Source organism: Pseudomonas sp. PDM30, from assembly GCF_019218985.1.
GTDB lineage: Bacteria > Pseudomonadota > Gammaproteobacteria > Pseudomonadales > Pseudomonadaceae > Aquipseudomonas > Aquipseudomonas jessenii.
Genome location: NZ_JAHUWM010000008.1, coordinates 292,403 through 315,747 on the forward strand (window position 1 = coordinate 292,403; position 23,345 = coordinate 315,747).

The window sequence follows — 23,345 nt, forward strand, 5'->3', positions numbered from 1 at the left end:
TTTGCGGAGTGTGTCGATGCCCGGTTCTCATTCAAATCGTGCCAGCCTGTGGTTTCTGGCCGTTACCTTGCTCAGTTTCCTGGCGGCCTCCACTGCGCCGACGCCGCTTTATCACCTGTATCAGGAGCAGATGCAGTTTTCGGCAGCGACCTTGACCCTGATTTTCGGCGTGTACGCCCTCAGCCTGTTGGCGGCGTTGCTGACGGTCGGCTCGCTGTCGGATTACCTGGGGCGCAAACCGGTGATCTTTACGGCGGTGATGCTGAACATCCTGGCGATGTTGCTGTTTATTCATGCCGACAGCGTCGCCTGGCTGATCAGTGCCCGGGTGCTGCAGGGGTTCGCCACCGGCATGGCAACCGCAGTTCTGAGTGCAACGCTGCTCGACACCGACCGCGAGCAGGGGCCGCTGGTCAACAGCGTCGCGCCTTTACTCGGGATGGCTCTGGGGGCGCTGGGTTGTGGTGTGTTGGCCGAGTTTGCCCCCGCGCCGCTGCATTTGACCTTCTGGCTGCTGCTGGCCCTGTTCGCGATGCAGGCCGTGTATGTCTGGCGATTGCGGGAAAGCGTCTCGCGCCAGCCTGGTGTGTGGGCCTCATTGCGACCGACCCTGCATGTGCCGGCTCAGGCACGTTCCACTTTGTGGCGGGTGTTGCCGCTCAACACGGCGGTCTGGGCGCTCGGCGGTTTTTACGCGTCGCTGGCACCTTCGCTGGTGCGCACGGCGACTGGCTCGACCTCGAATCTGATTGGCGGGGCGACCGTCGCCGCCTTGACGGTGACCGGCGCCCTGATGATTTATACAATGCGCAATCAGGCTGTGACCAAGGCGCTGCAACTGGGCGCCTGTTCGCTGCCAGCGGGAGTCGCCCTGATTCTACTGGGCGTGCACAGCGCCAGTCTGCCGCTGTTTTTCCTCGGCACGCTGGTCGCCGGTTGCGGTTTCGGTGCCGGTTTCCTCGGGGCGGTGCGCAGTCTGGTGCCGCAGGCCTTGCCCCATGAGCGCGCCGGGTTGATGTCGGCATATTATGCGCTGAGTTATCTGGCGTTCTGCCTCCCGGCGCTACTGGCCGGGAACCTGGAGCGGACGTTTGGTCTGGTGGCAACGACCGATGGTTATGGTGCGATGCTGATTGTGCTGGCTCTCAGCGCAATGGCGAGTCTACTGCGATCACGTTCGGCCAAGGTCTGCGAGGCCAACCGGTAGGAACGGCTCGGATATTGGTGATCGAATCGGAAGGGAGTGTCTGACGCTATATAAGTGATATCGATAAGATATAGAGATATTACCCGTTATATAGATATTCTATTCGGATCTAACATGGGCTCTACCTCACGAGAGGACAGGAGTTCGCCATGACATGCGCCAATAGCATCAAGCCCGGAATCAAACCTTTCAGTCATTTGCAGCATCCCCGCGAGGTGATCCGCCAGTTCACCCCCAACTGGTTCGCGGCCACCATGGGCACCGGCGTGTTGGCGTTGGCACTGGCGCAGTTGCCGGTTGCCACACCTGCCTTGCACGCCTTTGCCGAAGCCCTCTGGCTGTTCAATATCGCTCTGTTCCTGCTGTTTACGGCGCTATACACGGCGCGTTGGGTGCTGTTTTTCGACGAGGCGCGGCGGATTTTCGGCCATTCCACGGTTTCGATGTTTTTCGGCACCATCCCCATGGGGCTGGCGACCATCATCAATGGCTTCCTGGTGTTCGGCCTGCCGCGCTGGGGGGAAGGCGTGATTCACCTCGCCGAGGTGCTGTGGTGGCTGGATGTGGTCATGTCGCTGGCCTGCGGCGTGCTGATTCCCTACATGATGTTCACCCGTCAGGAGCACAGCATTGACCAGATGACAGCGGTCTGGCTGTTGCCGGTGGTCGCGGCAGAAGTGGCGGCCGCCAGCGGGGGCCTGTTGGCGCCGCATTTGGCAGATGCTCATTCGCAACTGGTGATGCTGGTGACCAGCTATGTGCTCTGGGCGTTTTCCCTGCCGGTGGCCTTCAGCATCCTGACCATTCTGTTGCTGCGCATGGCCCTGCATAAACTGCCCCACGAAAACATGGCCGCCTCGAGTTGGCTGGCCCTTGGCCCGATCGGCACCGGTGCGCTGGGCATGCTGGTACTGGGCGGCGATGCACCGCTGATTTTCGCGGCCAACGGCATGCCGGGAATCGGTGAAATTGCCGCTGGACTGGGTCTGGTGGCCGGCATCACCCTGTGGGGCTTCGGCCTGTGGTGGATGCTGATGGCGTTGCTGATCACTGTGCGCTACCTGCGTGCCGGCATTCCCTTCAATCTTGGCTGGTGGGGCTTCACTTTCCCGCTGGGCGTCTATTCTCTGGCGACGTTGAAACTGGCCAGTACCTTGAACTTGATGTTCTTCAGTGTGTTTGGCTGCGTGCTGGTGGCGTTGCTGGCGGTGATGTGGCTGATCGTCGGCAAGCGCACGGTGCTGGGCGCCTGGCGTGGCGAGCTGTTTGTCTCGCCGTGCATTGCCGGATTGAAGAAATAACCGGCAAAGATTAGGTAAGGTGTGGCCTGGATCGACTTTTGATAATCCAATAAGAATCCAGGCCACTCGCTACCTAACATCAGGGACACATGGAAGATGAGTCACCCCTCACAGTTCACCTTGCTGCGCACCCGGCGCTTCCTGCCGTTCTTCATCACCCAGTCCCTCGGGGCGTTCAACGACAACGTGTTCAAGCAGTCGTTGATCCTGGCCATTTTGTACAAACTGACCATCGAAGGTGACCGCTCTGTCTGGGTCAATCTGTGTGCGCTGCTGTTTATCCTGCCGTTTTTCCTGTTCTCGGCCCTGGCCGGGCAATTCGGGGAAAAGTTCGCCAAGGACGCGTTGATCCGCCTGATCAAGCTTGGGGAAATCGCCATCATGGCGGTCGGCGCCGTCGGCTTCATGTTCGATCACCTGTCGTTGATGCTGCTGGCGCTGTTCGCCATGGGCACCCATTCGGCGCTGTTCGGGCCGGTGAAGTACTCGATCCTGCCGCAGGCCCTGCGGGAAGATGAACTGGTAGGCGGCAACGGCCTGGTGGAAATGGGCACCTTCCTGGCGATCCTGGCCGGCACCATTGGCGCCGGGGTCATGATGTCTTCGGCGCACTACGCGCCGGTGGTGTCCACGGCGATCATCGGCATTGCCGTGCTCGGCTACCTGGCCAGCCGCAGCATTCCCCGGGCGGCGGCGGCCACGCCGCAAATGCGCCTGAACTGGAACATTTTCAGCCAGTCCTGGGCCACGTTGAAGCTGGGCCTGGGGCAAACGCCGGCGGTGTCACGCTCGATTGTCGGCAACTCGTGGTTCTGGTTTGTCGGGGCGATTTACCTGACGCAGATCCCGGCTTATGCCAAGGAATGGATGCACGGCGACGAAACCGTTGTGACGCTGATTCTGACGGTGTTCTCGGTCGGCATCGCATTGGGTTCGATGCTGTGCGAGAAACTCTCCGGGCGCAAAGTCGAGATTGGTCTGGTGCCGTTCGGATCGTTCGGCCTGACCGTTTTCGGTCTGCTGCTGTGGTGGCATTCCGGCTCAATACCGGAAAGCGCCGTGGGCCATGGCTGGATCGAGATCCTCGGTTTTGGCCACGCCTGGCTGGTGTTGCTCGACATCCTCGGCCTGGGTGTCTTCGGCGGTTTCTATATCGTGCCGCTTTACGCGCTGATCCAGTCGCGTACCGCCGAGAGCGAGCGGGCGCGGGTGATTGCCGCCAACAACATCCTCAACGCGTTGTTCATGGTGGTGTCGGCGATTGTCTCGATCGTCTTGCTGAGTGTGGCCGAACTGTCGATCCCGCAACTGTTCCTGGTGGTGTCGTTGCTGAACATCGGCGTCAACGCCTACATCTTCAAGATCGTCCCCGAGTTCACCATGCGTTTCATGATCTGGCTGCTCAGCCATTCCATGTACCGCGTCGAACATCGCAATCTGGATTTGATTCCCGATGAAGGCGCGGCGTTGCTGGTGTGCAATCACGTGTCATTCGTCGACGCCTTGCTGATTGGCGGCGCGGTACGTCGGCCGATTCGCTTTGTCATGTACTACAAGATCTACAACCTGCCGGTGCTGAACTTCATCTTCCGTACCGCGGGGACGATTCCGATTGCCGGGCGCCAGGAAGACATCCAGATATATGAACAAGCCTTCACGCGCATTGCCCGATATCTGAAGGACGGTGAGCTGGTGTGCATTTTTCCCGAGGGTAAATTGACCGCCGATGGCGAGATCAACGAGTTCAAGGGCGGCTTGACGCGGATTCTCGAAGAGACCCCGGTGCCGGTGATTCCGTTGGCTTTGCAGGGGTTGTGGGGGAGTTTCTTCAGCCGCGATCCCGGTAAAGGGCTGTTTCGCCGGTTGTGGTCGCGGGTGACGTTGGTGGCAGGGCCGGCGGTGGCGGTTGAGGTAGCGGAGCCGGTCAAGTTGCAGGCGTTGGTGGGGGATTTGCGTGGGGCCGTCAGATAGCGGTTGTATGCGCGGGCCGCTTCGCGAGCAGGCTCGCTCCCACAAGGGATCCACGGTGTGTCGCAGATTGTCGCAACACCTTCGATTCCTGTGGGAGCGAGCTTGCTCGCGATGGCGGTCTGAAAGTTAAGCGCTGACCTTCAGGCCAACCAACCCGGAAATGATCAACGCCACACTCGCCAACCGCACCAGCGCCATGGACTCGCCAAACAGAATGATCCCGGCGATCACCGTGCCCACGGCGCCGACACCGGTCCAGATCGCATAGGCCGTACCCAGCGGCAATTCCTTCATCGCAAGGCCGAGCAAACCAAGGCTGATAGCCATGGCCGCAACGGTCAACACAGTGGGGAGCGGGCGGGTGAAGCCGTCGGTGTACTTGAGGCCGACGGCCCAGCCCACTTCGAACAGGCCGGCGAAAAACAGAATGATCCAGGACATGAAGACCTCCATCGTCTGACGGGGTCGTCCCCTGATTAATGACTCGATCGAGCCGCGAGGTCGTCCTCGCGTTGCGCAATATAGTGCCCAGCATTAACCCGGGGATCAAGTTTTCAACTCAGTTACTGGCCTGTTGCGCCGCCATTTCCCGATCCTGTTTCTCGCTCATGCGGCGGAAATACGTCGAAAGCAATGCCCCGGAAATGTTGTGCCACACGCTGAACAAGGCGCTCGGCACCGCCGCCAGTGGCGAGAAGTGTGCACTCGCCAACGCGGCACCCAATCCGGAGTTCTGCATGCCGACTTCCAGGGCCAGGGACTTGCGCTGGGCCAGAGGCAGCTTGAACAGGCGCCCGGTGAAATAGCCCAGCAGGTAGCCGAAGCTGTTGTGCAGCATGACCACGGCCATGATCAACAGACCGGACTCTGCGATCTTCGCCTGGCTGGCGGCGACGACTGCGGTGACGATGATCACGATGCTGACCACCGACACCAGCGGCAACACGTCCACGGCATGGCGAACCTTGTCGCCGAGCACCCGTTGAGCAACCACGCCCAGCACGATCGGCAACAGCACCACTTGCAGGATCGACCAGAACAACTCCATGAACGACACCGGCAACCAGGCCGAGGCCAGCAGCCAGATCAGGGCTGGGGTCAGCAGCGGGGCGAGGAGGGTGGTGACGGCGGCGATGGCCACCGACAGCGCCAGGTCGCCACGGGCCAGCCAGGTCATCACGTTCGACGAGGTGCCGCTTGGGCAGCAGCCGACCAGAATCACGCCGACGGCGATTTCCGGCGGCAAGTGGAACACCTGGCAGAGCAACCACGCCACGCCCGGCATGATCACGAAATGGGCAACCACGCCCAGGGCCACGCGCCAAGGATGGCGAGCGACTTCGGCGAAGTCTTCGAGTTTGAGGGTCAGGCCCATGCCGAACATCACCAGCCCCAGCAAGGGCACGATGGCGCCTTTGAGGCCGATGAACCATGCCGGCTGCAGAAACGCCACGACAGCGAAAATCAGTACCCAGTAAGCGAAGGTGTTGCCGACAAAACGACTTAATGCAGCCAGTGCGCGCATGGCCTGATCCTTATTTTAAGTGACTCTACACCCCCCCCTGTAGGAGCGAGCTCGCTCGCGATGGTGTGTCAGACAAAGAGGGGCTACTGACACTCCATCGCGAGCAAGCTCGCTCCTACATTAGAGATCAAAAGGCGTTAGATCCCCTGCGGAGTCTCTTCGCCACCCAGCGCTTCAATCAACGCCGGCAGGAAATCGCCGAAGGTCAGCATCATCAGGGTGAAGCTGGCGTCCAGTTGGCCCAGGGCTTCGTCGCCGCCGTCCTGTTCCGCCTGGTCTTGCAGCAGGTCCTCGAACTTCAGGCGCTTGACCACCATTTTGTCGTCGAGGACGAAGGACAGTTTGTCCTGCCAGGCCAGGGACAGTTGAGTGACCACTTTGCCGGTGCTCAGGTGCAGCTGGATTTCTTCGCTGGTCAGGTCCTGGCGCTTGCAACGCACGATGCCGCCGTCTTCGTGGGTGTCGCGCAGTTCGCACTCGTCCAGCACAAAGAAGTCGTCCGCGGCTTTCTGGGTGGTGACCCACTCGGTCATGGTCGCGGTCGGGGACATCTTCACGGTCAGCGGGCGCACCGGCAGGGTGCCGATCACTTCGCGCAGGGTCGACAGCAAGTCTTCGGCGCGTTTCGGGCTGGCCGAGTTGACCAGGATCAGGCCCTGTTTCGGCGCGATGGCGGCGAAGGTCGACGAGCGGCGGATAAAGGCGCGGGGCAGGAAGGCCTGGATGATTTCATCCTTGATCTGATCGCGCTCCTTCTTATAGACCTTGCGCATTTGCTCGGCTTCGATCTCTTCGACCTTTTCCTTGACGGCGTCACGCACGACGCTGCCCGGCAAAATACGTTCTTCCTTGCGTGCGGACACCAGCAGGAAGTCACCGCTGACGTGTACCAGTGGCGCATCTTCGCCTTTGCCGAATGGCGCGACGAAACCGTAGGTGGTCAACTCCTGGCTTGCACATGGGCGCGCCAGTTTGGTGGCCAGTGCAGTTTCCAACGCCTCGGCATCAACAGGCAGATCTTGGGTCAGGCGATAGATAAGCAGGTTTTTGAACCACATGGGGTGAGTCTCTCCTTTATACAAAGGGGGGCATTATTGTCTTCGCCGTGCCATAGGCCAACCTTTCTCTAAGCCTTTGGAAGGGCTGAGAAAATTATTTTAAAAAGTGCTTGCCAGAGGTTGGGTCGCTCCGTAGAATGCGCGCCACACCGAAGCGAAGGGTGATTAGCTCAGCTGGGAGAGCGTCTGCCTTACAAGCAGAATGTCGGCGGTTCGATCCCGTCATCACCCACCATTCGTTTTCAGTGTTACGCGCAGCGGTAGTTCAGTCGGTTAGAATACCGGCCTGTCACGCCGGGGGTCGCGGGTTCGAGTCCCGTCCGCTGCGCCATATTCGGTAACCTGGAACACTGAACGCCAGGTCACCACGGAAAAACCCGCTAACGCGGGTTTTTTTCTGTTCCAAGTTTGTATGTTGTTCCTGCAGGTTGCATCGTTTCACCGGTTTTTAGATTTTTTTGAAAAAACTTCAAATAAATCAACACTTTATAAAAACCTGTGGCATAATGTGCCCCGCAACGAAGGTAAAGGGTGATTAGCTCAGCTGGGAGAGCGTCTGCCTTACAAGCAGAATGTCGGCGGTTCGATCCCGTCATCACCCACCACTTTCAACGCTACGCGCAGCGGTAGTTCAGTCGGTTAGAATACCGGCCTGTCACGCCGGGGGTCGCGGGTTCGAGTCCCGTCCGCTGCGCCATATTCGGTAATCTGGAACACTGAACGCCAGGTCACCACAGAAAGCCCGCCTTGTGCGGGCTTTTTGCTGTCTGGGATTTGGCTTTTCTCGCTCCCGTAGGAGCGAGCTCGCTCGCGATGGTCGTTAACGATAACGCGTAGATTCAGATAGCCAGCGGCGCCCATGGGTTTTTCGCGAGCAAGCTCGCTCCTACAGTCCGGCGTTACGGCTGTGCCGGTAGTCGCTGACGGCTTCATACACGGCCTTGCGCAGGCGATTGATCCCGCCAATCGGTCGGTGCGCCTCGATGCCGAACCAGGGATTGAACGACTGGTTGTCGCATTGCAGGTTTAGCGCCGGTGTATCGAAGTCCTGCGCCGGAACCTTGATCCGCGCCACCGTCTCGAAGGGCGCATCGCTCTCGCGCCACTCAATGCTGGTGTCTTCAATCGGCATGTACCTGTTGGCGTCCTGTCGCTGGATTTGCAAAGCGAAACACGCAGGCACCCGGTCGGTCGACAGCTGTTGGTTCAGCGCATTGCGCAGAAAGTTCGGCAGCTTGCGATTCTGTTCCGGCAGGTTGTAGGCCGGGCAGCTATCGGGATCGGGCATGACCCGGAACTTCGCATTGGCTTCACCGAATTTGTAGGGTGAAACCGAAAAGTACGTCGTCTGGGTCGGGCTCGACGGGGCAGGGGCCAGTGTCGCCAGGGCAATGAACAGGTGGCGAACCTGCCAGGTGCGTGGGTCCCGGCCGGGGAAGAAGGCCATCATCTTTTTACCGTTGGCCTGGGCGGCGACGTTCTGACGGTATTCGGCGACATTACTGACAAAGAAGTTCGGGTGGTTGAACATCACAAAGTCCTGTTCGCCTCGGCCCTGCCGGTCGCTCAACAGTTGCTTGCCCGGCACATCGAACAGTTTGATCGCCATGCCCCGGGCGTCGCGGATGCTGTCGAACTGCGGGTAGGCATTGCCGTTGGACAGGCGTATTGTCGCTTGCCAGGTTTTTCCCGGCTCGCTGAACACACCCTGGCGCAGTTCGCCTGGCAGTTCCGGCAGCACCTGAACCTCGGCCTTCACACAGCCATGGGCCTTGGCATGGGCGTCGCGCAGGTAGCGGGTGCTTTCACGGTGCTGATCGACGATGCGCACGGCGGTCTGGATGATGTCTTGGGTCATCGCCGCTTCGTCGTCCGCAATCAACTCCTGCGCCGAGACCGGCCCGCGATGTTGCCAGGCAAACCAGGCGCTGGCCAGGGCCCAGCCCAGCACGCCGAGGACCAGTGACCACAGCAACAGCCTGGCGAGGAAGGCGCCCAGGCGCAGCCAGAGCGTTATCAGCATGGGAACGTTCTCCTGACTGAGGCAGTGGTCATGGCAATTGCGCCTCCAGCGGGCCGCCCAGCACTTTCAGATACTCCAGCAATGCCCAGCGTTCTTGCGGTTGCAACCCGCGGCCGATCACGCCATTGCCGAGTTTGCCGGCACGGAATTCATGGCCACTGTTGTGGTTGCCGGTGATACGCGTGTCGAACAGGAAGCCATTGGCAAAGGCTTCGGTGCGGTAACCCAGGTGTCCCGGGTCGTATTCGAAAGTGCCTTTATAGAACGTGGTCGCACGCTCATCCTGAGGCGACAGCAGCTGATAAATACTCGGTACCGAACCGTTGTGCAGAAACGGCGGTGTCGCCCATACACCCGCCAATGGCCTGGCCTTGTACGAACGCAATTCGCGCACTCCGATTGGCAGACCGAAACCGTCCATTTCAGGGCGCTCGGCAGGGGTGACATTGGCGTCTTGATACGCACGGTCCTGGACATAGGCGGTGACATAGGCCAGTCCCTTGGCCACGGACATCTTGCTCAGGTCCAGAGGCTCGTCGGGTTTTGGCTCGACATCGAGTTTTTCCAGTTCGACCTGCTTCCATTGCAGCGCTGTCAGGTCGAAGCGGTGGTCGGCGATGTTGTTGGCCGCGCCGGGGTCTGTGCCGATGTAATCCACCGGGAGCATTTTCAGGTGCTGGACGTATCGTCCCTCGCCCTGGGTGGTGCGCGGTACATGGCAACCCGCGCAGTTTTCGGCGAACAAGGCGCGCCCCTGGGCTGCCAGAGGCTTGTCGACCGCGCCCAACAGATCTTCCGGCCAGGCCGGAGGCGAGAGTCGTTGCAGGGTTTCTTCGATCAGGTGCAGATCGCGTACGCGAACACTCGACGGGTAGCGGGCATCGCCCATCAGCGGCTGGCCGTTCTTGTCGAAGAAATTCAGCGTGGCGCCGACGCCCAACGCCTCGCCGATGTTGCGGGCCATGGGTTGTTTCGCCGAACCATTCCACTGCACCCATTCGAACGTCCACATGTCCCACAGCTGTGGATAATCGACCGGGGCATTGGCCACGCGGTAGTTGTCGGGGGAAATCGCATCACCGAAGCTGGCGTTGGCGATGCGCCCGAAGGCGTCTGTGCGCCCCGGGCCTTCCTCGGTCGGATAGAGCCCGCGATGGGTGTCGTTCCAGGCCACTTTGAGGAATGTATCCAGTGAAGATTTGAAATCTTTGCGCAACTGTTGGTGGCGCGTCTCGTAGTCCTGGCCAAGCACGTTGCGTGCGAAGCGCTCGAATTTCCACGGGTTGTAGTAAGTGGAGGCGAGGCTGGCCACCAGCGCCTGTCCGAAACTGCCGCCTTTGAGCGTAGGAACACTGGACGGCAGCACATGTTGCGCCGAGCCGCCGTCGATACGCAGGGCTTGACCCTTGAAACGCAGTTCACCGGTGTGGCAGGCCGCGCAGGTGATATCCAGAAACACATCCGGGCTCCCCGCGTTCTGGTGCCGGGTAAAGCCTGCCGGGAGGTTGCCGGGGTTGTTCGGTGTTGGTGCCTGGCCGGGGTCCACCAGGAAACCGAAGCGGGCGAGGTATTCGGGGGTGGCGAAGCGTTGTTGCGAGAAGGGCAGTTCGAGGGCAGTGAACCAGTCATAGCGCAAGCCTTTGACCTGAGTGCCCTGGGGCGTGAAGTAATAAGTATCTCGATCGGCGGCGCTCCATTGCTCCAGGTAATGCACCTGTTGTGCGGGCGACCAGGCCGGCAATTTCGGGTTGGCGACGTAATAAAGAACCACGGCGATGACCAGCCCGAGCAGTAGTGCGATGAGAATCAGCAAACGAAAGAAGAGGCGCAAAATAAACTTCCTTGTCGAATTATCCTGCCGTTATGCCCGAGCACTCAGGGTGGGGCAAGAGGCCATTACGCCAGATATTGTAGGTTCAGGAATCAGCCTGCGTCGGAACAAGATGAAAGAAGCTTCATCGACAGGAATTGTGAAATGCGTTTAAACACCTGAACTTATCAATTGTTTCCGGCTCTCATGCCGGTAGCCATTGGTCGTGGCGGCCTGATAAGCTCGCGGCTTTACTCGATTGCCCTTTAGGCGCATGAACAAGGAAATAGCATGAAACAGCATCGGTTGGCGGCGGCGGTAGCCCTGGTTGGCCTGGTACTCGCGGGTTGTGATTCGCAGACCAGCGTAGAGCTGAAAACTCCGGCGCAAAAAGCTTCCTACGGCATTGGCCTGAACATGGGCAAGAGCCTGGCTCAGGAAGGCATGGATGACCTGGATTCCAAGGCTGTAGCCCAGGGCATCGAAGACGCCGTCGGCAAGAAAGAGCAGAAGCTCAAAGACGAAGAACTGGTCGAGGCGTTCGCCGCACTGCAAAAGCGTGCCGAAGAGCGCATGGCCAAGATGAGCGAAGAGTCGGCGGCTGCCGGCAAGAAATTCCTCGAAGACAACGCCAAGAAAGCTGGCGTGACCACCACCGCTTCGGGCTTGCAGTACGAAGTCGTGCAGAAAGCCGATGGTCCTCAGCCAAAGCCGACTGACGTAGTGACCGTTCACTACACCGGCAAGCTGACCAATGGCACCGTATTCGACAGCTCCGTCGAGCGCGGCAGCCCGATTGATCTGCCGGTCAGCGGTGTGATCCCGGGTTGGGTCGAAGGCCTGCAACTGATGCACGTTGGCGAGAAGTACAAGCTGTACATCCCTGCTGACCTGGCTTACGGTGCTCAAAGCCCAAGCCCGGCGATTCCAGCCAACTCGGTGCTGGTATTCGACCTGGAACTGCTGGCCATCAAGGATCCGGCAAAAGAAGACGCCGCTGCCAAGTAACCAGCGCCTGCTTCGATAACAACGCCTCGCTCATGCGGGGCGTTGTTGCATCTGGCGTTCGGTACGGGTAAACAAAACGAACAGACGCTCTAGGCTGGAGTCTTAGGCATAGTAGTGTTGGCGGTAGACGCACAAGGCCGCCAAGTCAATGAAATTATGGGTTTTTTTTGATGAGTAAAAAACGCCCGATCTGAACGCGGGCCTTGTAAAACGGGGCTTACAGCGATGAAAAGCAGCTCTGTTCACAAGGTTATCCACAATTTGTGTGGATAACATTTCAACGGGAGGAATGATGAAAACGCCCTGGAGTTTCGCTCGTTTCCTGCCACTGGCCGGACGTCTGCTGGCACGCGGTCGATTGCCAACCCTGTTGTTCGCGGTCGCCAGTAAAGGCGCAAGCCAGGGTAATCGATTGGGCAAGATCAAGGACGACTTGAAGCTGTTGCAGGCACTCTGCCTGGCCTACTGGCGTGGTGAGTATCGCGCCATCAGCCCCAAGGCGCTGGTTTCGGTTGTCGCGGGCCTGATGTATTTCCTCAGTCCGGTGGATGCGATCCTGGATTTCATTCCAGTATTTGGCATGCTCGATGACATCGCGGTACTGGCATGGCTGATGAAAGTGCTCGACGACGAGCTCAATGCCTTCCGCGCCTGGCGCAAACGGCAGGTGCCGGAGAAGCTCGCGGTGGTTGAGCGTCTGCCTGATACCCCCGAGCAACTTCAACTTCAAGGCCCGAAAAAACACTGATTCGATTTTGACGAGTTCATAGATTGATGCCCCCCGCGACCTTGGCCGCTGTTAGGATTACACTTCTAGGGAAAAGTGCCGACTCGCTAAGTGTTGTTGTCCTACGGGGTAGTGATGGATATTCAGATAATTACACGCGAAGGCGAGCCCGAATATGCGGTTCTGCCATGGGCTCAGTATCAGGCGTTATTGAAAGCAGCGGGCATCAAAGAGCAAGAGTCGCCTCAAGCCACGAAGCCTCAGGCGGCGACACCAGACGCGATACTTCCGGGTCTGGATCAACTACGCAGTTTGCGCGAGGGGAAGGGCATCGCCATCGAGGCGTTGGCCCGCACGGTAGGCATCAGCCCGTCTTACCTGGCCATGATCGAAAGTGGCGAGCGTCTGCCCGACGCCGCGATTCGCCGTAGCCTGGCCTGGGAATTGACGGTGCCAGGGTGGAGGGATGAATCGTGAGCGTACGCATCAGTCGTCAACATTGGGACGGATTGCTCGGCGAACTGGATCAGGCGCGTCGTCAGCGCCATCTGTTGACGTATCGGGCATTGCTGGAACGTTTGCAGCTGCCGACCCCGGCCATGCAGACCCTGACGGCGGCCCTTGAGCATCTGGCGGCTTTGGACGCCAGGGCGGAGCAGCCATTGCGCAGTTCACTGGTGATCAGTCAGGGCGCCAGCCGCTTGCCGCGCACCGGATTCTTTGAATGTGTCGAGCGTCTCGGGCGTTTTTCCGGGCCGTCGGACGGCGTTGCCGCCGCATCCTGGCATGCTTCGGAAGTGGTGCGGGTATTCGAGTACGAATACCCGGAATCGGCCGAGGCCTGAGTGTTTTTACAACTCAAGGCGCGGGCTGGTTACTGGCTCGCGCGCCGATTGTTTCACTGGTCATGGTTTGTCCGTCAGCCACGTGGCTGGCGCTGGCTCGAAGGCCAGTTCGCACGCATGGCCAACCTGGGCGATGTCGGCGCCCAGAGCTTCTATGGGCACATCCTGGCGTTTCGCGGCGTCGGCCTCGGTGCTCGTGAGGAGGGCGTGCGTTTGTTGCGCCTGGCGGCGTTGGCGGGCGATGGCAAGGCGGCGTATCAGGTGGGCGTGATCACGCTGGCCGGGACGGCGAGCAAGGCTCCGGATCCGGTCGAAGCGGCGCGATTCTGGGAGATGGCGGCGAAGGCCGGGCATCCATTGGCGCCGATCAAGCTCGAAGAGCTGAAGTCTTCCTCGGCGCCTCGTTGATGGGAGTGAAGCCGGAAAGCGCCCTTATCGATGCCCGGAAACGAGCAGCTCTTCAACAGTCGAAACCACCCGGCTATCAATCACATGCACGCTATAGCCCTGCACATTTTTCGCATGGTGCTTGGCCTGTGATGCCATCTCGGCCAACTGGCTCGCATCGAGTTGTCCACAGGCCTGTGGATGCAAATGCACTACGCCGATCGACAGCGACAACAACGCAAACTCCTGGCGCTGCCCTTGGCGATTGGGTGCGATGAAGCAGCCGGCTTCCAGGTGCTCGCTGCGGTAGAAGCGCCGGCACTGGCTCTGGAAGTCGTCGAGCAACTGGTTCAAACGTTTGCGCCAGTCTTCCGGGCCTAGCACCAGCAGGAAATCATCGCCGCCGATGTGGCCGACGAAGTCGCGGGACGGGTCGACGCGATCGTTCAGGCATTGCGCCAGGCACAGCAGGACTTCGTCGCCGCGACCATAGCCGTAGATGTCGTTGAAAGGTTTGAAGCTATCAATGTCCACGTAGCAGATCACCGATTCCCTTCGCTGTTGCAGCAGTCGCGTCAGGCATTGCTGAATCGGCACGTTGCCCGGAAGCAAGGTCAACGGGTTGGCGTAGCGGGCCTGCTGGATCTTCAGTTCCGTGATCAGCTTGAGCACGTCGATCACCCGGCCCAACCCCAGGTAACCGCCGTTGAGGGTAATGATGAAATCTTCTTCGATGCGCTGGCGGGCACGGCTGGTGATCAGGCGGCTGACTTGTTGCAGTGACTGGCTCAGTTCGACGGCGAGGAAGTCGTCGTTCATCAGGCGGCTGATGGGCTTGCGGGCGAACAGGTCGGTGGCAAAGGGCTTGAGCAGGACGTCGGAGAGCGAATGACGATGGACAATGCCGCAGGGTTGACCCTGTTCATCCAGGACTGCCAGCGAGTTCAGGTTGGCCTGGCGGCGAAAGGCTTCGAGCACCGTGGCGGTCGGCGTGTCGCGGTTCACCGCGGGCAGCTCGTTGAGCAGGGCGCTGAGGTCGCTGCCGTCTTCGCTCAGTGCAACGGCGGTGCTGTCCTGTCGGGGCATCAATGTCCGGGCATCCCGTGGCGGGTGTTCCTGGGGGCGGCAGAGCAGATAGCCCTGCACCAGGTCCACGCCCATTTCGGTCAGCACCGTGAGTTCTTCGGGGAGCTCGATACCTTCGGCGATGACTTGCGCCCGCGAGGCCTTGGCGATTTGCAGGATCGAGCCGACGAACTCGCGCTTGAGCGCATCCTGATGAATGCCATCAATGAAATGCCGGTCGATTTTCACGTAATCCGGCCGTAGCTCGGACCACAAGCGCAAACTCGAATAGCCCGCCCCCAGGTCATCCAGCGCAATCGAAAACCCCATCGCCCGATAGTGATGCAGGGCGGTTTGCAGCAGCTGGAAATCATCCGTCGGCGTCTGTTCCGTGAGCTCGATGACCACCTGACTTGGCGCAATGCCGAAATCCTGCAGCAATTGCAGGGTGCGCCCCGGTTGATGGGCCGCTTCGAGCAGGGACTCCGGGGACACGTTAAGGAACAACAGGCCTGGCAGTTGTTGCTCATTGAAGCGTCGGCAAGCGCTTTTGCGGCAGGCAATTTCCAGCTCGCTCAGGCGTCCGGCCTGGCGGGCGACGGCGAACAGGGCGACAGGGGAGTGCAGAGGGCTGTTGGAGGGGCCACGACTGAGGGCTTCGTAACCGAGGATGCGTCGTTCAGAGAGGCTGATGATCGGTTGGAACAGACTGTGTAAACCGCTTTGACTCAGGATCGAGCTCAAGGCACTCAGCTGTTCGGTTGTGGTCATGGCGATCTCTGGCAATAAAAAAGGACTGGGCGTGTCCTTGGTAAAAAGGGCACGCCCGGTCCTTTATTTCACGACAGAATGATGACTGTTTGATGACGCTACCGGGGCGTCAGCATTAAATTGCCATCAGTTGTTTGTACAAACTCAGTGCTTGGCCACTGCCGTGTTGAGTTTCAGGTAGTCCAGCAGAATCCGCCCTGTTTCGCTGAGGTAGGCGTCGTCTTCCGGTTTGGTCTTGTCGTCCTCGGCCGCAAGGGCGTCCTCGTCTTCTTTCTTCAACTCTTTGAGCGGTTCTTCGCCCTTGGCCTTGCGACGGATGTTTTCCATGGCCAGCTGTTTGGCTTCGATGTCGGCGTGCTGGGCACGGCGCTCGACTTCATTGAGGCTGACGGTTTTCTCGGCCATCAGTTTCTGCGCCAGGGCCAGCTTGTCACGGATGAACACGAACTCCGCATCTTTGGCCGTACGCACGTCATGCTCGGACTGGAGCTGCGAAATGTACGGCTTGAACGGGTCGAGCGCAGGCTTGATCGCCGCCTTGATGGTGTCCCACGGCATGGCTTCCGGCAGGGCGCTTTCACCGATTTCCTTGGTGTCGATGATCGACGGGTAATCGATGTCCGGCAAGACGCCCTGATGCTGGGTGCTCTGCCCGGAAACCCGGTAGAACTTGGCCAGGGTCAGTTTCAGTTCGCCATGGTTGAGCGGCTGAATGGTTTGCACGGTGCCTTTGCCGAAGGTCTGGCCGCCGATTATCAGCGCGCGGTGGTAGTCCTGCATGGCGCCGGCAAAAATCTCCGAAGCCGAGGCGGACAGGCGGTTGACGAGCAACGCCATCGGGCCTTTGTAGAACGCGCCCGGATTTTCATCCTCCAGGACATCGACCCGGCCATCGGCGTTACGCACGAGCACGGTCGGGCCTTTGTCGATGAACAGGCTGGTCAGCTCGGTGGCCTCTTGCAAGGAACCGCCGCCGTTGTTGCGCAGGTCGATGACCACGCCGTCGACTTTCTCTTTCTGCAATTCGGTCAGCAGTTTCTTGACGTCGCGGGTGGTGCTCTTGTAATCCGGATCGCCGGCACGGAAGGCCTTGAAGTCCAGATAGAACGCCGGGATCTCGATGACGCCGAGCTTGTAGTCCTTGCCGTCCTGCTTCAGATTCAAGACCGACTTCTTCACGGCCTGATCTTCGAGTTTCACCGCTTCACGGGTGATCGGCACGATCTTGGTGGTCTGGTCGTTCGGCGCATTGCTGGCCGGGATAACTTCCAGGCGCACCACGGTGCCCTTCGGACCACGGATCAGCTTGACCACTTCGTCCAGGCGCCAGCCCACGACGTCGACCATTTCCTTGTTGCCCTGGGCAACGCCGATGATCTTGTCGGCCGGTGCAACCTGCTTGGTCTTGTCCGCGGGACCTGCCGGCACCAGGCGCACGACTTTCACCTGGTCGTTATCGCTTTGCAACACGGCACCGATGCCCTCGAGGGACAGGCTCATGTTGATGTCGAAGTTCTCCGCGTTATCCGGCGACAGATAGTTGGTGTGCGGGTCGTAGGACATGGCGAAGGTGTTGATGTACGCCTGGAAGATGTCTTCCGCGCGGGTCTGGTCCAGGCGCGCCAACTGGTTCTTGTAGCGCTTGGTCAGGGTTTCCTGGATCTGCTTGGAATCCTTGCCGGCGATCTTCTGACGCAGGACTTCGTCCTTGACTCGTTTGCGCCACAGGTCGTCGAGTTCTGCGGTGGATTTGAGCCAAGGGGCGTCCTTGCGGTCGATCAGCAAGGTTTCCTTGGTGGTGAAGTCGATCTTGTCGACGCCTTTGTTCAGCTCGGCAATAGCGAAGTCCAGACGCGCCTTGACGCGGTCCAGGTAGCGCTTGTAGATGGTGAACCCGGCGTTCAGGTCGCCGCTCTTGAGGAAATCGTCGAACTGCGTCTTCCACTTGTCGAATTCGGCAATATCGCTGGCCATGAAGTAGCTGCGCGACGGATCCAGCAGCTTGAGGTAGCTGTCGTAGATGATTACCGAGCGTGCGTCATCGAGCGGCGGCTTGCTGTAGTGGTGGCGCTTGAGCAACTCCACGACGTTCAGACTGGCGATCACTTCGTCACGATCGGGTTGAAGCTTGTCCCAGCTATTGGCTGCGAATGTATTGCTCGACATCGGCAGCAAGCCGATACCGATGAATAAAGCGAGGGCAGTGCTGGGGAACAGATGCTTCATGCTGATTCGACGCGGGGACAATTGATAACGCATATTAGGCCGTCTTTGAAGTCGCCGGTTCTTTGGGAGCCGGTCGCATAATGCAAAAAACCCGACGCTATAGCTTCGGGCTCAGTCCAGACTCACTATGGAGGCACTGTGAAAGCATTGCAAGGCGTTGACGGTCAAGTGGTATGGGTTGATGAGCCGAGTCCTGCATGCGATGTAGGACAAGTTCGTATACGAGTGGCGGCAGCGGGCCTCAATCGTGCCGATTTGTTGCAGAAGGCCGGCCTTTACCCGCCCCCGCCAGGGGCCAGTCAAGTGCTCGGTCTAGAGTGCTCGGGGGTCATCAGCGAGGTGGGCGCCGGGTCCTCCTGGCAAGTCGGCGATCGGGTTTGCGCCTTGCTGGCCGGGGGCGGGATGGCCGAAGAGGTGGTTGTCGACGGGCGGCATGTGCTGCCGGTTCCCGATGGAATGTCACTGTTCGAAGCGGCTGCATTGCCCGAAGTTTATGCAACAGTCTGGTTGAATTTGTTTCAACTGGCCGCGCTCAAACCGGGTCAGAAAGTTCTTCTGCATGCCGGGGCAAGTGGAATCGGTTCAGCTGCCATTCAGCTGTGCAAAGCCTTCGGTAACCCGTGCTGGGTCAGTGTCGGCTCCGCAGAGCGATTGGCGTACTGCGAAGCGCTGGGCGCCCAGGGCGGCGTGGTGCGTAATGGCGATCTGGAGAGCCTGCGGGATCTGGGGCCGTTCGATGTGATTCTCGATCCGGTGGGCGGCAATTACGCGGCCCTGAACCTCAAGCTGCTGGCGCAGGATGGCCGCTGGGTGTTGATCGGTCTGATGGGCGGCCGCGAGGCCAAGCTGGATCTGGCTCAGGTGCTGGCCAAGCGTGTGCAGTTGCTGGGTTCGACTTTGCGCAGTCGCGACGATCAGTTCAAGGCCGATCTGTTCAGTGATTTGGGCCAGCATGTGTGGCCGTTGTTTGCTGAAGGGCGCTTGAGCCCGCAACTGGCCAGGACATTCCCGATCAAGGATGCCGAGGCGGCGTTTGCCGAGTTGGCGAGTAATACCGTGGCGGGGAAGGTGGTGCTGGTGATTGACGAAAGCCTCACCTGACAACACAAAAAACTGTGGGAGCGAGCTTGCTCGCGATGGCGGTCTGTCTGTCGGCATTAACGTTGACTGACACACTGCTATCGCGAGCAGGCTCGCTCCCACAGGGGATCCGGGTTACTTCCAGATATGGATCGGCCAGCCAGCCTTTTCAGCCTGCTCGCGCAACACCGGATCCGGGTTGACCACGTGGGGGAAGTCCACCTTCAGCAACAGCGGCAGGTCATTGCGGGAGTCGGAATAGAAACTCGCACCCTCGAGGTTTTCCTCCTCTGCATCCAGCCACTCCAGCAAGCGGGTGATCTTGCCTTCGCGGTAGGTCAGGGTGCCAACGGTGTGGCCTGTGTAGACGCCATGGGCCACTTCCAGTTCGATGCCCAGAATCTCGTCGATGCCCAAGCGCTCGGCGATGGGACCGACCAGGTGGGTGCCCGAGGCCGAGATCACCAGGATCCGGTCGCCGGCCTTGCGGTGCGCGGCGATGGCTTTGGTGGCATCGCTGAAAATGATCGGCTCGATGAAGTCCTCTACCCACGGACCAACCAGGTGCGCGACTTCTTCAGGCGTACGACCAATCAATGGTTCCAGGCTGAAGGCCATGTAGTCCTCCATGGCCAGATGGCCCCTGCCGTAGGCATCCATCAATTCCTTGTCGCGACGCAGGAACGACTCGCCATCGACCCAGCCGAGGCGGACCATTTGCTCGCTCCACAGTGAGGCGCAGTCGCCGTGGATCAGGGTTTCGTCCAGATCAAAAATTGCCAGGGCCATCAGTGCAGTTCTCTCTTCAGCGTCAGCAAAGGCATCAGGCTACCTCACACAGGGCCGTCGGATCGATGGAAAGCGCCAGGCGCTGACCATCGGGATGCAGGTCGGCCGCCGAGCGGTTCAGCACATCCACCACCAATTCCACGCCCCGGGCTTCGACCCGGTAGCGAATCACGTTGCCCAGCAGGCTGTGGCTGCGTACTTGCGCGTCCAGTTCACCGTTGAGGCTCAGTTCGATGGCTTCCGGGCGAATGGCAATGCGCTTGTTGATCGGTCGCTGCAACAGCTTCGAGGCACTGTCGGCGTCCAGCAGGTTGTAGTTGCCGATGAACCCGGCGGCGAACACATCGACTGGCGCAGTGTAGAGGGTTTCGGCGTCGCCACTTTGTACGATCTTTCCCTGATTCATCAGGAAAATCCGGTCAGACATGGTCAGGGCTTCTTCCTGATCGTGTGTGACGAAAATCGTGGTCAAGCCCAGTTCGCGCTGGATCTGACGGATCTGTTCGCGCAGGTGTTTGCGAATCCGCGCGTCCAGGGCCGACAACGGTTCATCCAGCAACAACAGGCGTGGCCGGGTCACCAGGGAGCGGGCGAGGGCCACGCGCTGGCACTGACCGCCCGACAGTTGGTGCGGGTAACGCGCGGCAAAGTCATTGAGCTCCACCAGTTTGAGCACTTCTGCGACGCGTTTGCGGCTGTCATCGGCATTGACCTTTTGCATGCGCAGGCCGAAGGCGACGTTTTGCTCCACGGTCATGTTGGGGAACAGCGCATAGCTTTGGAACACCATGCCGATCCCGCGTTTCTGCGGGCTCACCGGCACGATATCGGCACCATCGAGCAGGATTTTGCCGCCATCCACCGAAGTCAGGCCGGCGATGCAGCGCAGCAGGGTGGATTTGCCGCAACCGGACGGACCGAGCAGGGTGACGAATTCACCTTTCTGGATTTCGCAATTGATGTCGCTGAACACCGTGGTGCCGGCGAAGCTTTTCTGAAGATGTTGGACGCTGACATAGCTCATTCGCTTTTGTCCCTGTTCAAGATATTGGCGATCCAGGTCAGAACCAGCACAAAGAAGAAGTAGGAAATCACCAGCGCACTGGTGAAATGACCGCTGCTGTTGCGCATGTTGTTGAGGTAGACCTGCAGGGTTTCGTAGCGGGTACCGACAAGGATGTTGGCAAACACGAACTCACCGAACAGGAACGAGAACGACAGCAGCAACGCCACCATCAGGCCCTTGCGCAAGTTCGGCAGCACCACCAGGAAGGCGGCTTGAAAGGTGCTGGCGCCGAGCAACTGGGCGGCATCCATCAGGTCGCGCAGGTTGATCGCTTGCAGGTTGTTGGTGATCGCCCGGTACATGAACGGCAGCGCCACGGTGAAGTAGCAACCGATCAGGATCCACGGCGTGCCGACCATGGCGAATGGTCCGGAACCATAAAGCTGCAACAGCCCCACCGACGACACCACCGGCGGCACGGCGAAGGGCAGCAGGATCAGGATGTTCATCAGTGCGTCGAGTTTCGGGAAGTGGTAATGCACCACGAACAGCAACGGCAGAATCAGCACTACCGAAAGAATCAGCGAACCGATGCAGACCAGCAGCGACTGCCCGAACGCATTCAGGAAGCGCGGATCGCTCCACAGCTGGATGTACCACTTGAGGGTGAAGCCACTGGGCAGAATGGTCGCCGACCAACTGCTGGAGATCGAATAGATCAGCGTGCCGAGCAGCGGCAACAGCAGGATGGCAAACAGCAGATACACCACGACGCGGTGGTAGACACCGGCGGGCCCCAGTTCAGCGCGAGACATGGTAGCTCCTCTTCAACAGCAACTGATGCACGATGGTCACCAGGGTCATCAAGGCCACAAGCACCACGGCCAGGGCGCTGGCCAGGTTCGGGTCCAGGGAAATGTCACCGGATACCATCGCCGCGATGCGGATCGGCAGCACGTTGAAGTTGCCGGTGGTCAGGGCGTACACCGTGGCGTAGGCACCGAGGGCGTTTGCCAGCAGGATCACGAAGGTGCCCAGCAGTGCCGGCGTCAAAACAGGCAAGCCGATGTGGCGCCAGTACTGCCAACCGTCGGCGCCGAGCAGCGCAGCGGACTCGCGCCAGTCTTCACGCAGGGCATCGAAGGCCGGATAGAGCAGCAGCACGCCAAGAGGAATCTGGAAATAGGTGTAGAGAAGGATCAGCCCGGTTTTCGAGTACAGGTTGAAGTCCTGAATGATCCCGGCCTGCTTGAGCAGGATGGTGAAGCTGCCGTTGAAGCCGAGCAGAATGATGAACGCGAAGGCCAGGGGCACACCGGCGAAGTTACTGGTCATGTTGGCGAAGGCGTTGACGAAGTTGCGCAGTTTCGAGTCCACCCGGCGCAGGGAATAGGCGCCGAGTACCGCGATGATGATGCCGAACAAGCTGGACCAGAAACTGATCTCGAGACTGTACTGGATCGCCTGCAAGTAGAACTTCGAATTGAAGATCTTGGTGAAGTTGGCCAGGCCCCAGCCGAACTCTTCCGATTGCAGGCTGTTGATCATCACCCAGGTCAGCGGTGCGATTTCGAACACGATGAAGAACAGCGCAAATGGCACCAGGCACAAGGCCGCGAGCCATTTGCCGCGAGTCATGGAATTCACTTCAGAAGCTCCCGGCACACCGGCTTGTCGTGAGGCACGCCCAGCAGTTCGCAGACGGTGCCGCAAATGTCAGTCTGTTCGGGCGCAGCGCCCGAATCGAAACTGAAAGCGTCGCCGAGGACGAACAGCGGTACTTCGCGTTCTTCGGCAAGCAGCCCGTTGTGGGAGCGGTCGTTGTTCATGCCGTGGTCGGCGGTGACCAGCACTTGGTAACCGGCATCGAGCCAGCCTTGCAGGTAGTCGGCCAGGATGATGTCGGCCGAGCGGGCACTGTTGCGGTACTGCGGGGTGTCGAGGCCGTGCTTGTGCCCGGCGTCGTCGATGTTCATCGGGTGGATCAGCAGAAAATTCGGTGCATGGCGCAGGCGCAGGTTTTCGGCGTCGGCGAACAGGTGCGAATCCGGGTAGTGATCGTTCCAGTAAAAATGCCCATGCTGGATCGGTAGTTGCGGGTCATCGGTGTGACGGTCCTGGGCCGCCACGAAGGGCGAGCGGTTGTACAGCTCGCTGACCCAGTGATAGGCCGCCGCCGCGGTGACAAGGCCTGCGTCAGTGGCGTAGTGATAGATGCTGCGCTGGTTGGACAGGCGCGAGACATTGTTGTGGACGATGCCGCTGTCGATCGGCGCGACGCCGGTCAGGATGCATTCGTACAGGGGGCGGGACAGGGCCGGCAACTCGCACTGCAGTTTGTAGAGTGCCGCGCGTCCTGCGCCGACGTAGGCCTGCAGGTGCCCCATGGCGTGGCGGGCGACCTCGTAGTTGAGGCCGTCGAGCACGACAAGGATGACGTTGTGCTTCATAGGGGCGATGACTCCGTGAAACAGATGATTCAAGTACGCAACCAATCCCTTGTGGGAGCGAGCTTGCTCGCGATGAGGGACTTCCATTCAACATCA

The 23,345-nt window shown here is 59.8% G+C and carries 21 protein-coding genes and 4 tRNA genes; 13 read left to right on the plus strand and 12 right to left on the minus strand.

Going from position 1 to position 23,345, the window contains the following annotated elements:
* The first annotated feature begins 16 nt into the window (after window positions 1-16).
* From KW840_RS20255 to KW840_RS20265, 3 genes are all read left to right on the plus strand, one after another.
* The gene (locus KW840_RS20255) at window positions 17-1,207 is read left to right on the plus strand and encodes an MFS transporter (protein ID WP_218497200.1); all 1,191 of its coding nucleotides are present in this window, start codon (window positions 17-19) and stop codon (window positions 1,205-1,207) included.
* 149 nt (window positions 1,208-1,356) lie between these two features.
* Complete coding sequence (locus KW840_RS20260) at window positions 1,357-2,508, plus strand: TDT family transporter (protein ID WP_218497202.1); 1,152 nt, start codon at window positions 1,357-1,359, stop codon at window positions 2,506-2,508.
* Between the two features lie 96 nt (window positions 2,509-2,604).
* On the plus strand, window positions 2,605-4,479 hold the full coding sequence (locus KW840_RS20265) for an MFS transporter (RefSeq protein ID WP_218497204.1): 1,875 nt from the start codon (window positions 2,605-2,607) through the stop codon (window positions 4,477-4,479).
* A 126-nt stretch (window positions 4,480-4,605) separates the two neighbouring features.
* Here KW840_RS20265 and sugE read toward each other — a convergent pair whose 3' ends face one another.
* The 3 genes from sugE to rdgC all read right to left on the minus strand — a co-directional run bounded on the left by sugE (window position 4,606) and on the right by rdgC (window position 7,062).
* Window positions 4,606-4,920 carry a quaternary ammonium compound efflux SMR transporter SugE gene (sugE, locus tag KW840_RS20270; protein WP_007977599.1) on the minus strand — a complete coding sequence of 105 codons (315 nt, stop codon included), beginning with the start codon at window positions 4,918-4,920 and terminating at the stop codon, window positions 4,606-4,608.
* Window positions 4,921-5,038: 118 nt separating this feature from the next.
* Window positions 5,039-6,004 (minus strand): bile acid:sodium symporter family protein, encoded by a 966-nt coding sequence (locus tag KW840_RS20275; RefSeq protein WP_150814129.1) that lies wholly within the window; start codon window positions 6,002-6,004, stop codon window positions 5,039-5,041.
* Between the two features lie 137 nt (window positions 6,005-6,141).
* The gene (gene rdgC, locus KW840_RS20280; protein ID WP_150814128.1) at window positions 6,142-7,062 is read right to left on the minus strand and encodes a recombination-associated protein RdgC; all 921 of its coding nucleotides are present in this window, start codon (window positions 7,060-7,062) and stop codon (window positions 6,142-6,144) included.
* 159 nt (window positions 7,063-7,221) lie between these two features.
* Between rdgC and KW840_RS20285 the strand changes: the two genes are divergently transcribed.
* From KW840_RS20285 to KW840_RS20300, 4 genes are all read left to right on the plus strand, one after another.
* Window positions 7,222-7,297 (plus strand) — tRNA-Val (locus KW840_RS20285).
* Between the two features lie 19 nt (window positions 7,298-7,316).
* A tRNA-Asp gene (locus KW840_RS20290) sits at window positions 7,317-7,393 on the plus strand.
* A gap of 198 nt (window positions 7,394-7,591) precedes the next feature.
* Window positions 7,592-7,667, plus strand: a tRNA-Val gene (locus tag KW840_RS20295).
* Window positions 7,668-7,682: 15 nt separating this feature from the next.
* Window positions 7,683-7,759, plus strand: a tRNA-Asp gene (locus KW840_RS20300).
* Window positions 7,760-7,948: 189 nt separating this feature from the next.
* Here KW840_RS20300 and KW840_RS20305 read toward each other — a convergent pair.
* Both KW840_RS20305 and KW840_RS20310 read right to left on the minus strand, forming a co-directional pair.
* Window positions 7,949-9,085, minus strand: coding sequence for a catalase family protein (locus tag KW840_RS20305; RefSeq protein ID WP_218497206.1), 1,137 nt, complete (start codon window positions 9,083-9,085; stop codon window positions 7,949-7,951).
* Window positions 9,086-9,113: 28 nt separating this feature from the next.
* Complete coding sequence (locus tag KW840_RS20310) at window positions 9,114-10,916, minus strand: di-heme-cytochrome C peroxidase (RefSeq protein WP_218497208.1); 1,803 nt, start codon at window positions 10,914-10,916, stop codon at window positions 9,114-9,116.
* Window positions 10,917-11,186: 270 nt separating this feature from the next.
* Between KW840_RS20310 and KW840_RS20315 the strand changes: the two genes are divergently transcribed.
* From KW840_RS20315 to KW840_RS20335, 5 genes are all read left to right on the plus strand, one after another.
* A complete protein-coding gene (locus KW840_RS20315; RefSeq protein WP_090453947.1) occupies window positions 11,187-11,903 on the plus strand; it encodes an FKBP-type peptidyl-prolyl cis-trans isomerase in 717 nt (238 codons plus the stop codon).
* Window positions 11,904-12,195: 292 nt separating this feature from the next.
* Complete coding sequence (locus tag KW840_RS20320) at window positions 12,196-12,651, plus strand: YkvA family protein (RefSeq protein WP_057715782.1); 456 nt, start codon at window positions 12,196-12,198, stop codon at window positions 12,649-12,651.
* A gap of 114 nt (window positions 12,652-12,765) precedes the next feature.
* Window positions 12,766-13,107 (plus strand): helix-turn-helix transcriptional regulator, encoded by a 342-nt coding sequence (locus KW840_RS20325; protein ID WP_218497211.1) that lies wholly within the window; start codon window positions 12,766-12,768, stop codon window positions 13,105-13,107.
* Window positions 13,104-13,475, plus strand: a complete 372-nt coding sequence (locus tag KW840_RS20330; protein ID WP_007898892.1) for a hypothetical protein — start codon at window positions 13,104-13,106, stop codon at window positions 13,473-13,475. Before KW840_RS20325 ends, KW840_RS20330 begins: the two co-directional genes overlap by 4 nt.
* Window positions 13,476-13,883, plus strand: coding sequence for a sel1 repeat family protein (locus tag KW840_RS20335; protein WP_057715781.1), 408 nt, complete (start codon window positions 13,476-13,478; stop codon window positions 13,881-13,883).
* A 24-nt stretch (window positions 13,884-13,907) separates the two neighbouring features.
* On the opposite strand, the gene KW840_RS20340 is transcribed toward KW840_RS20335, so the two are convergent.
* Together KW840_RS20340 and KW840_RS20345 are read right to left on the minus strand one after the other, a co-directional pair.
* Entirely contained in the window at window positions 13,908-15,698 is a 1,791-nt protein-coding gene (locus KW840_RS20340; protein WP_218497213.1) for a bifunctional diguanylate cyclase/phosphodiesterase, read from the minus strand.
* A 144-nt stretch (window positions 15,699-15,842) separates the two neighbouring features.
* Window positions 15,843-17,924 carry a carboxy terminal-processing peptidase gene (locus KW840_RS20345; protein WP_198530248.1) on the minus strand — a complete coding sequence of 694 codons (2,082 nt, stop codon included), beginning with the start codon at window positions 17,922-17,924 and terminating at the stop codon, window positions 15,843-15,845.
* A gap of 138 nt (window positions 17,925-18,062) precedes the next feature.
* Between KW840_RS20345 and KW840_RS20350 the strand changes: the two genes are divergently transcribed.
* Window positions 18,063-19,025 carry a zinc-binding dehydrogenase gene (locus KW840_RS20350; RefSeq protein ID WP_218497216.1) on the plus strand — a complete coding sequence of 321 codons (963 nt, stop codon included), beginning with the start codon at window positions 18,063-18,065 and terminating at the stop codon, window positions 19,023-19,025.
* A gap of 114 nt (window positions 19,026-19,139) precedes the next feature.
* Here KW840_RS20350 and KW840_RS20355 read toward each other — a convergent pair whose 3' ends face one another.
* The 5 genes from KW840_RS20355 to KW840_RS20375 are packed head-to-tail and all read right to left on the minus strand — an operon-like array spanning window position 19,140 to window position 23,249.
* The gene (locus tag KW840_RS20355; RefSeq protein WP_150814121.1) at window positions 19,140-19,793 is read right to left on the minus strand and encodes an HAD family phosphatase; all 654 of its coding nucleotides are present in this window, start codon (window positions 19,791-19,793) and stop codon (window positions 19,140-19,142) included.
* Between the two features lie 34 nt (window positions 19,794-19,827).
* Window positions 19,828-20,817, minus strand: coding sequence for an ABC transporter ATP-binding protein (locus tag KW840_RS20360; protein WP_218497218.1), 990 nt, complete (start codon window positions 20,815-20,817; stop codon window positions 19,828-19,830).
* Window positions 20,814-21,614: an ABC transporter permease gene (locus KW840_RS20365; protein ID WP_218497220.1), complete on the minus strand. Its 801-nt coding sequence runs from the start codon at window positions 21,612-21,614 to the stop codon at window positions 20,814-20,816. Before KW840_RS20365 ends, KW840_RS20360 begins: the two co-directional genes overlap by 4 nt.
* On the minus strand, window positions 21,601-22,437 hold the full coding sequence (locus KW840_RS20370) for an ABC transporter permease subunit (protein WP_198530268.1): 837 nt from the start codon (window positions 22,435-22,437) through the stop codon (window positions 21,601-21,603). Before KW840_RS20370 ends, KW840_RS20365 begins: the two co-directional genes overlap by 14 nt.
* A 5-nt stretch (window positions 22,438-22,442) precedes the next feature.
* Window positions 22,443-23,249 (minus strand): alkaline phosphatase family protein, encoded by an 807-nt coding sequence (locus KW840_RS20375; protein ID WP_218497229.1) that lies wholly within the window; start codon window positions 23,247-23,249, stop codon window positions 22,443-22,445.
* Between the last annotated feature and the right edge of the window lie 96 nt (window positions 23,250-23,345).

What these genes read in the sequence shown, in the direction of transcription:
- KW840_RS20255 (WP_218497200.1), top strand. Translation starts at nt 17, where the DNA reads ATGCCCGGTTCTCATTCAAATCGTGCCAGCCTGTGGTTTCTGGCCGTT.
- KW840_RS20260 (WP_218497202.1), top strand. Translation starts at nt 1,357, where the DNA reads ATGACATGCGCCAATAGCATCAAGCCCGGAATCAAACCTTTCAGTCAT.
- KW840_RS20265 (WP_218497204.1), top strand. Translation starts at nt 2,605, where the DNA reads ATGAGTCACCCCTCACAGTTCACCTTGCTGCGCACCCGGCGCTTCCTG.
- sugE (WP_007977599.1), bottom strand. Translation starts at nt 4,920, where the DNA reads ATGTCCTGGATCATTCTGTTTTTCGCCGGCCTGTTCGAAGTGGGCTGG.
- KW840_RS20275 (WP_150814129.1), bottom strand. Translation starts at nt 6,004, where the DNA reads ATGCGCGCACTGGCTGCATTAAGTCGTTTTGTCGGCAACACCTTCGCT.
- rdgC (WP_150814128.1), bottom strand. Translation starts at nt 7,062, where the DNA reads ATGTGGTTCAAAAACCTGCTTATCTATCGCCTGACCCAAGATCTGCCT.
- KW840_RS20305 (WP_218497206.1), bottom strand. Translation starts at nt 9,085, where the DNA reads ATGCTGATAACGCTCTGGCTGCGCCTGGGCGCCTTCCTCGCCAGGCTG.
- KW840_RS20315 (WP_090453947.1), top strand. Translation starts at nt 11,187, where the DNA reads ATGAAACAGCATCGGTTGGCGGCGGCGGTAGCCCTGGTTGGCCTGGTA.
- KW840_RS20320 (WP_057715782.1), top strand. Translation starts at nt 12,196, where the DNA reads ATGAAAACGCCCTGGAGTTTCGCTCGTTTCCTGCCACTGGCCGGACGT.
- KW840_RS20325 (WP_218497211.1), top strand. Translation starts at nt 12,766, where the DNA reads ATGGATATTCAGATAATTACACGCGAAGGCGAGCCCGAATATGCGGTT.
- KW840_RS20340 (WP_218497213.1), bottom strand. Translation starts at nt 15,698, where the DNA reads ATGACCACAACCGAACAGCTGAGTGCCTTGAGCTCGATCCTGAGTCAA.
- KW840_RS20345 (WP_198530248.1), bottom strand. Translation starts at nt 17,924, where the DNA reads ATGAAGCATCTGTTCCCCAGCACTGCCCTCGCTTTATTCATCGGTATC.
- KW840_RS20355 (WP_150814121.1), bottom strand. Translation starts at nt 19,793, where the DNA reads ATGGCCCTGGCAATTTTTGATCTGGACGAAACCCTGATCCACGGCGAC.
- KW840_RS20360 (WP_218497218.1), bottom strand. Translation starts at nt 20,817, where the DNA reads ATGAGCTATGTCAGCGTCCAACATCTTCAGAAAAGCTTCGCCGGCACC.
- KW840_RS20365 (WP_218497220.1), bottom strand. Translation starts at nt 21,614, where the DNA reads ATGTCTCGCGCTGAACTGGGGCCCGCCGGTGTCTACCACCGCGTCGTG.
- KW840_RS20370 (WP_198530268.1), bottom strand. Translation starts at nt 22,437, where the DNA reads ATGACTCGCGGCAAATGGCTCGCGGCCTTGTGCCTGGTGCCATTTGCG.
- KW840_RS20375 (WP_218497229.1), bottom strand. Translation starts at nt 23,249, where the DNA reads ATGAAGCACAACGTCATCCTTGTCGTGCTCGACGGCCTCAACTACGAG.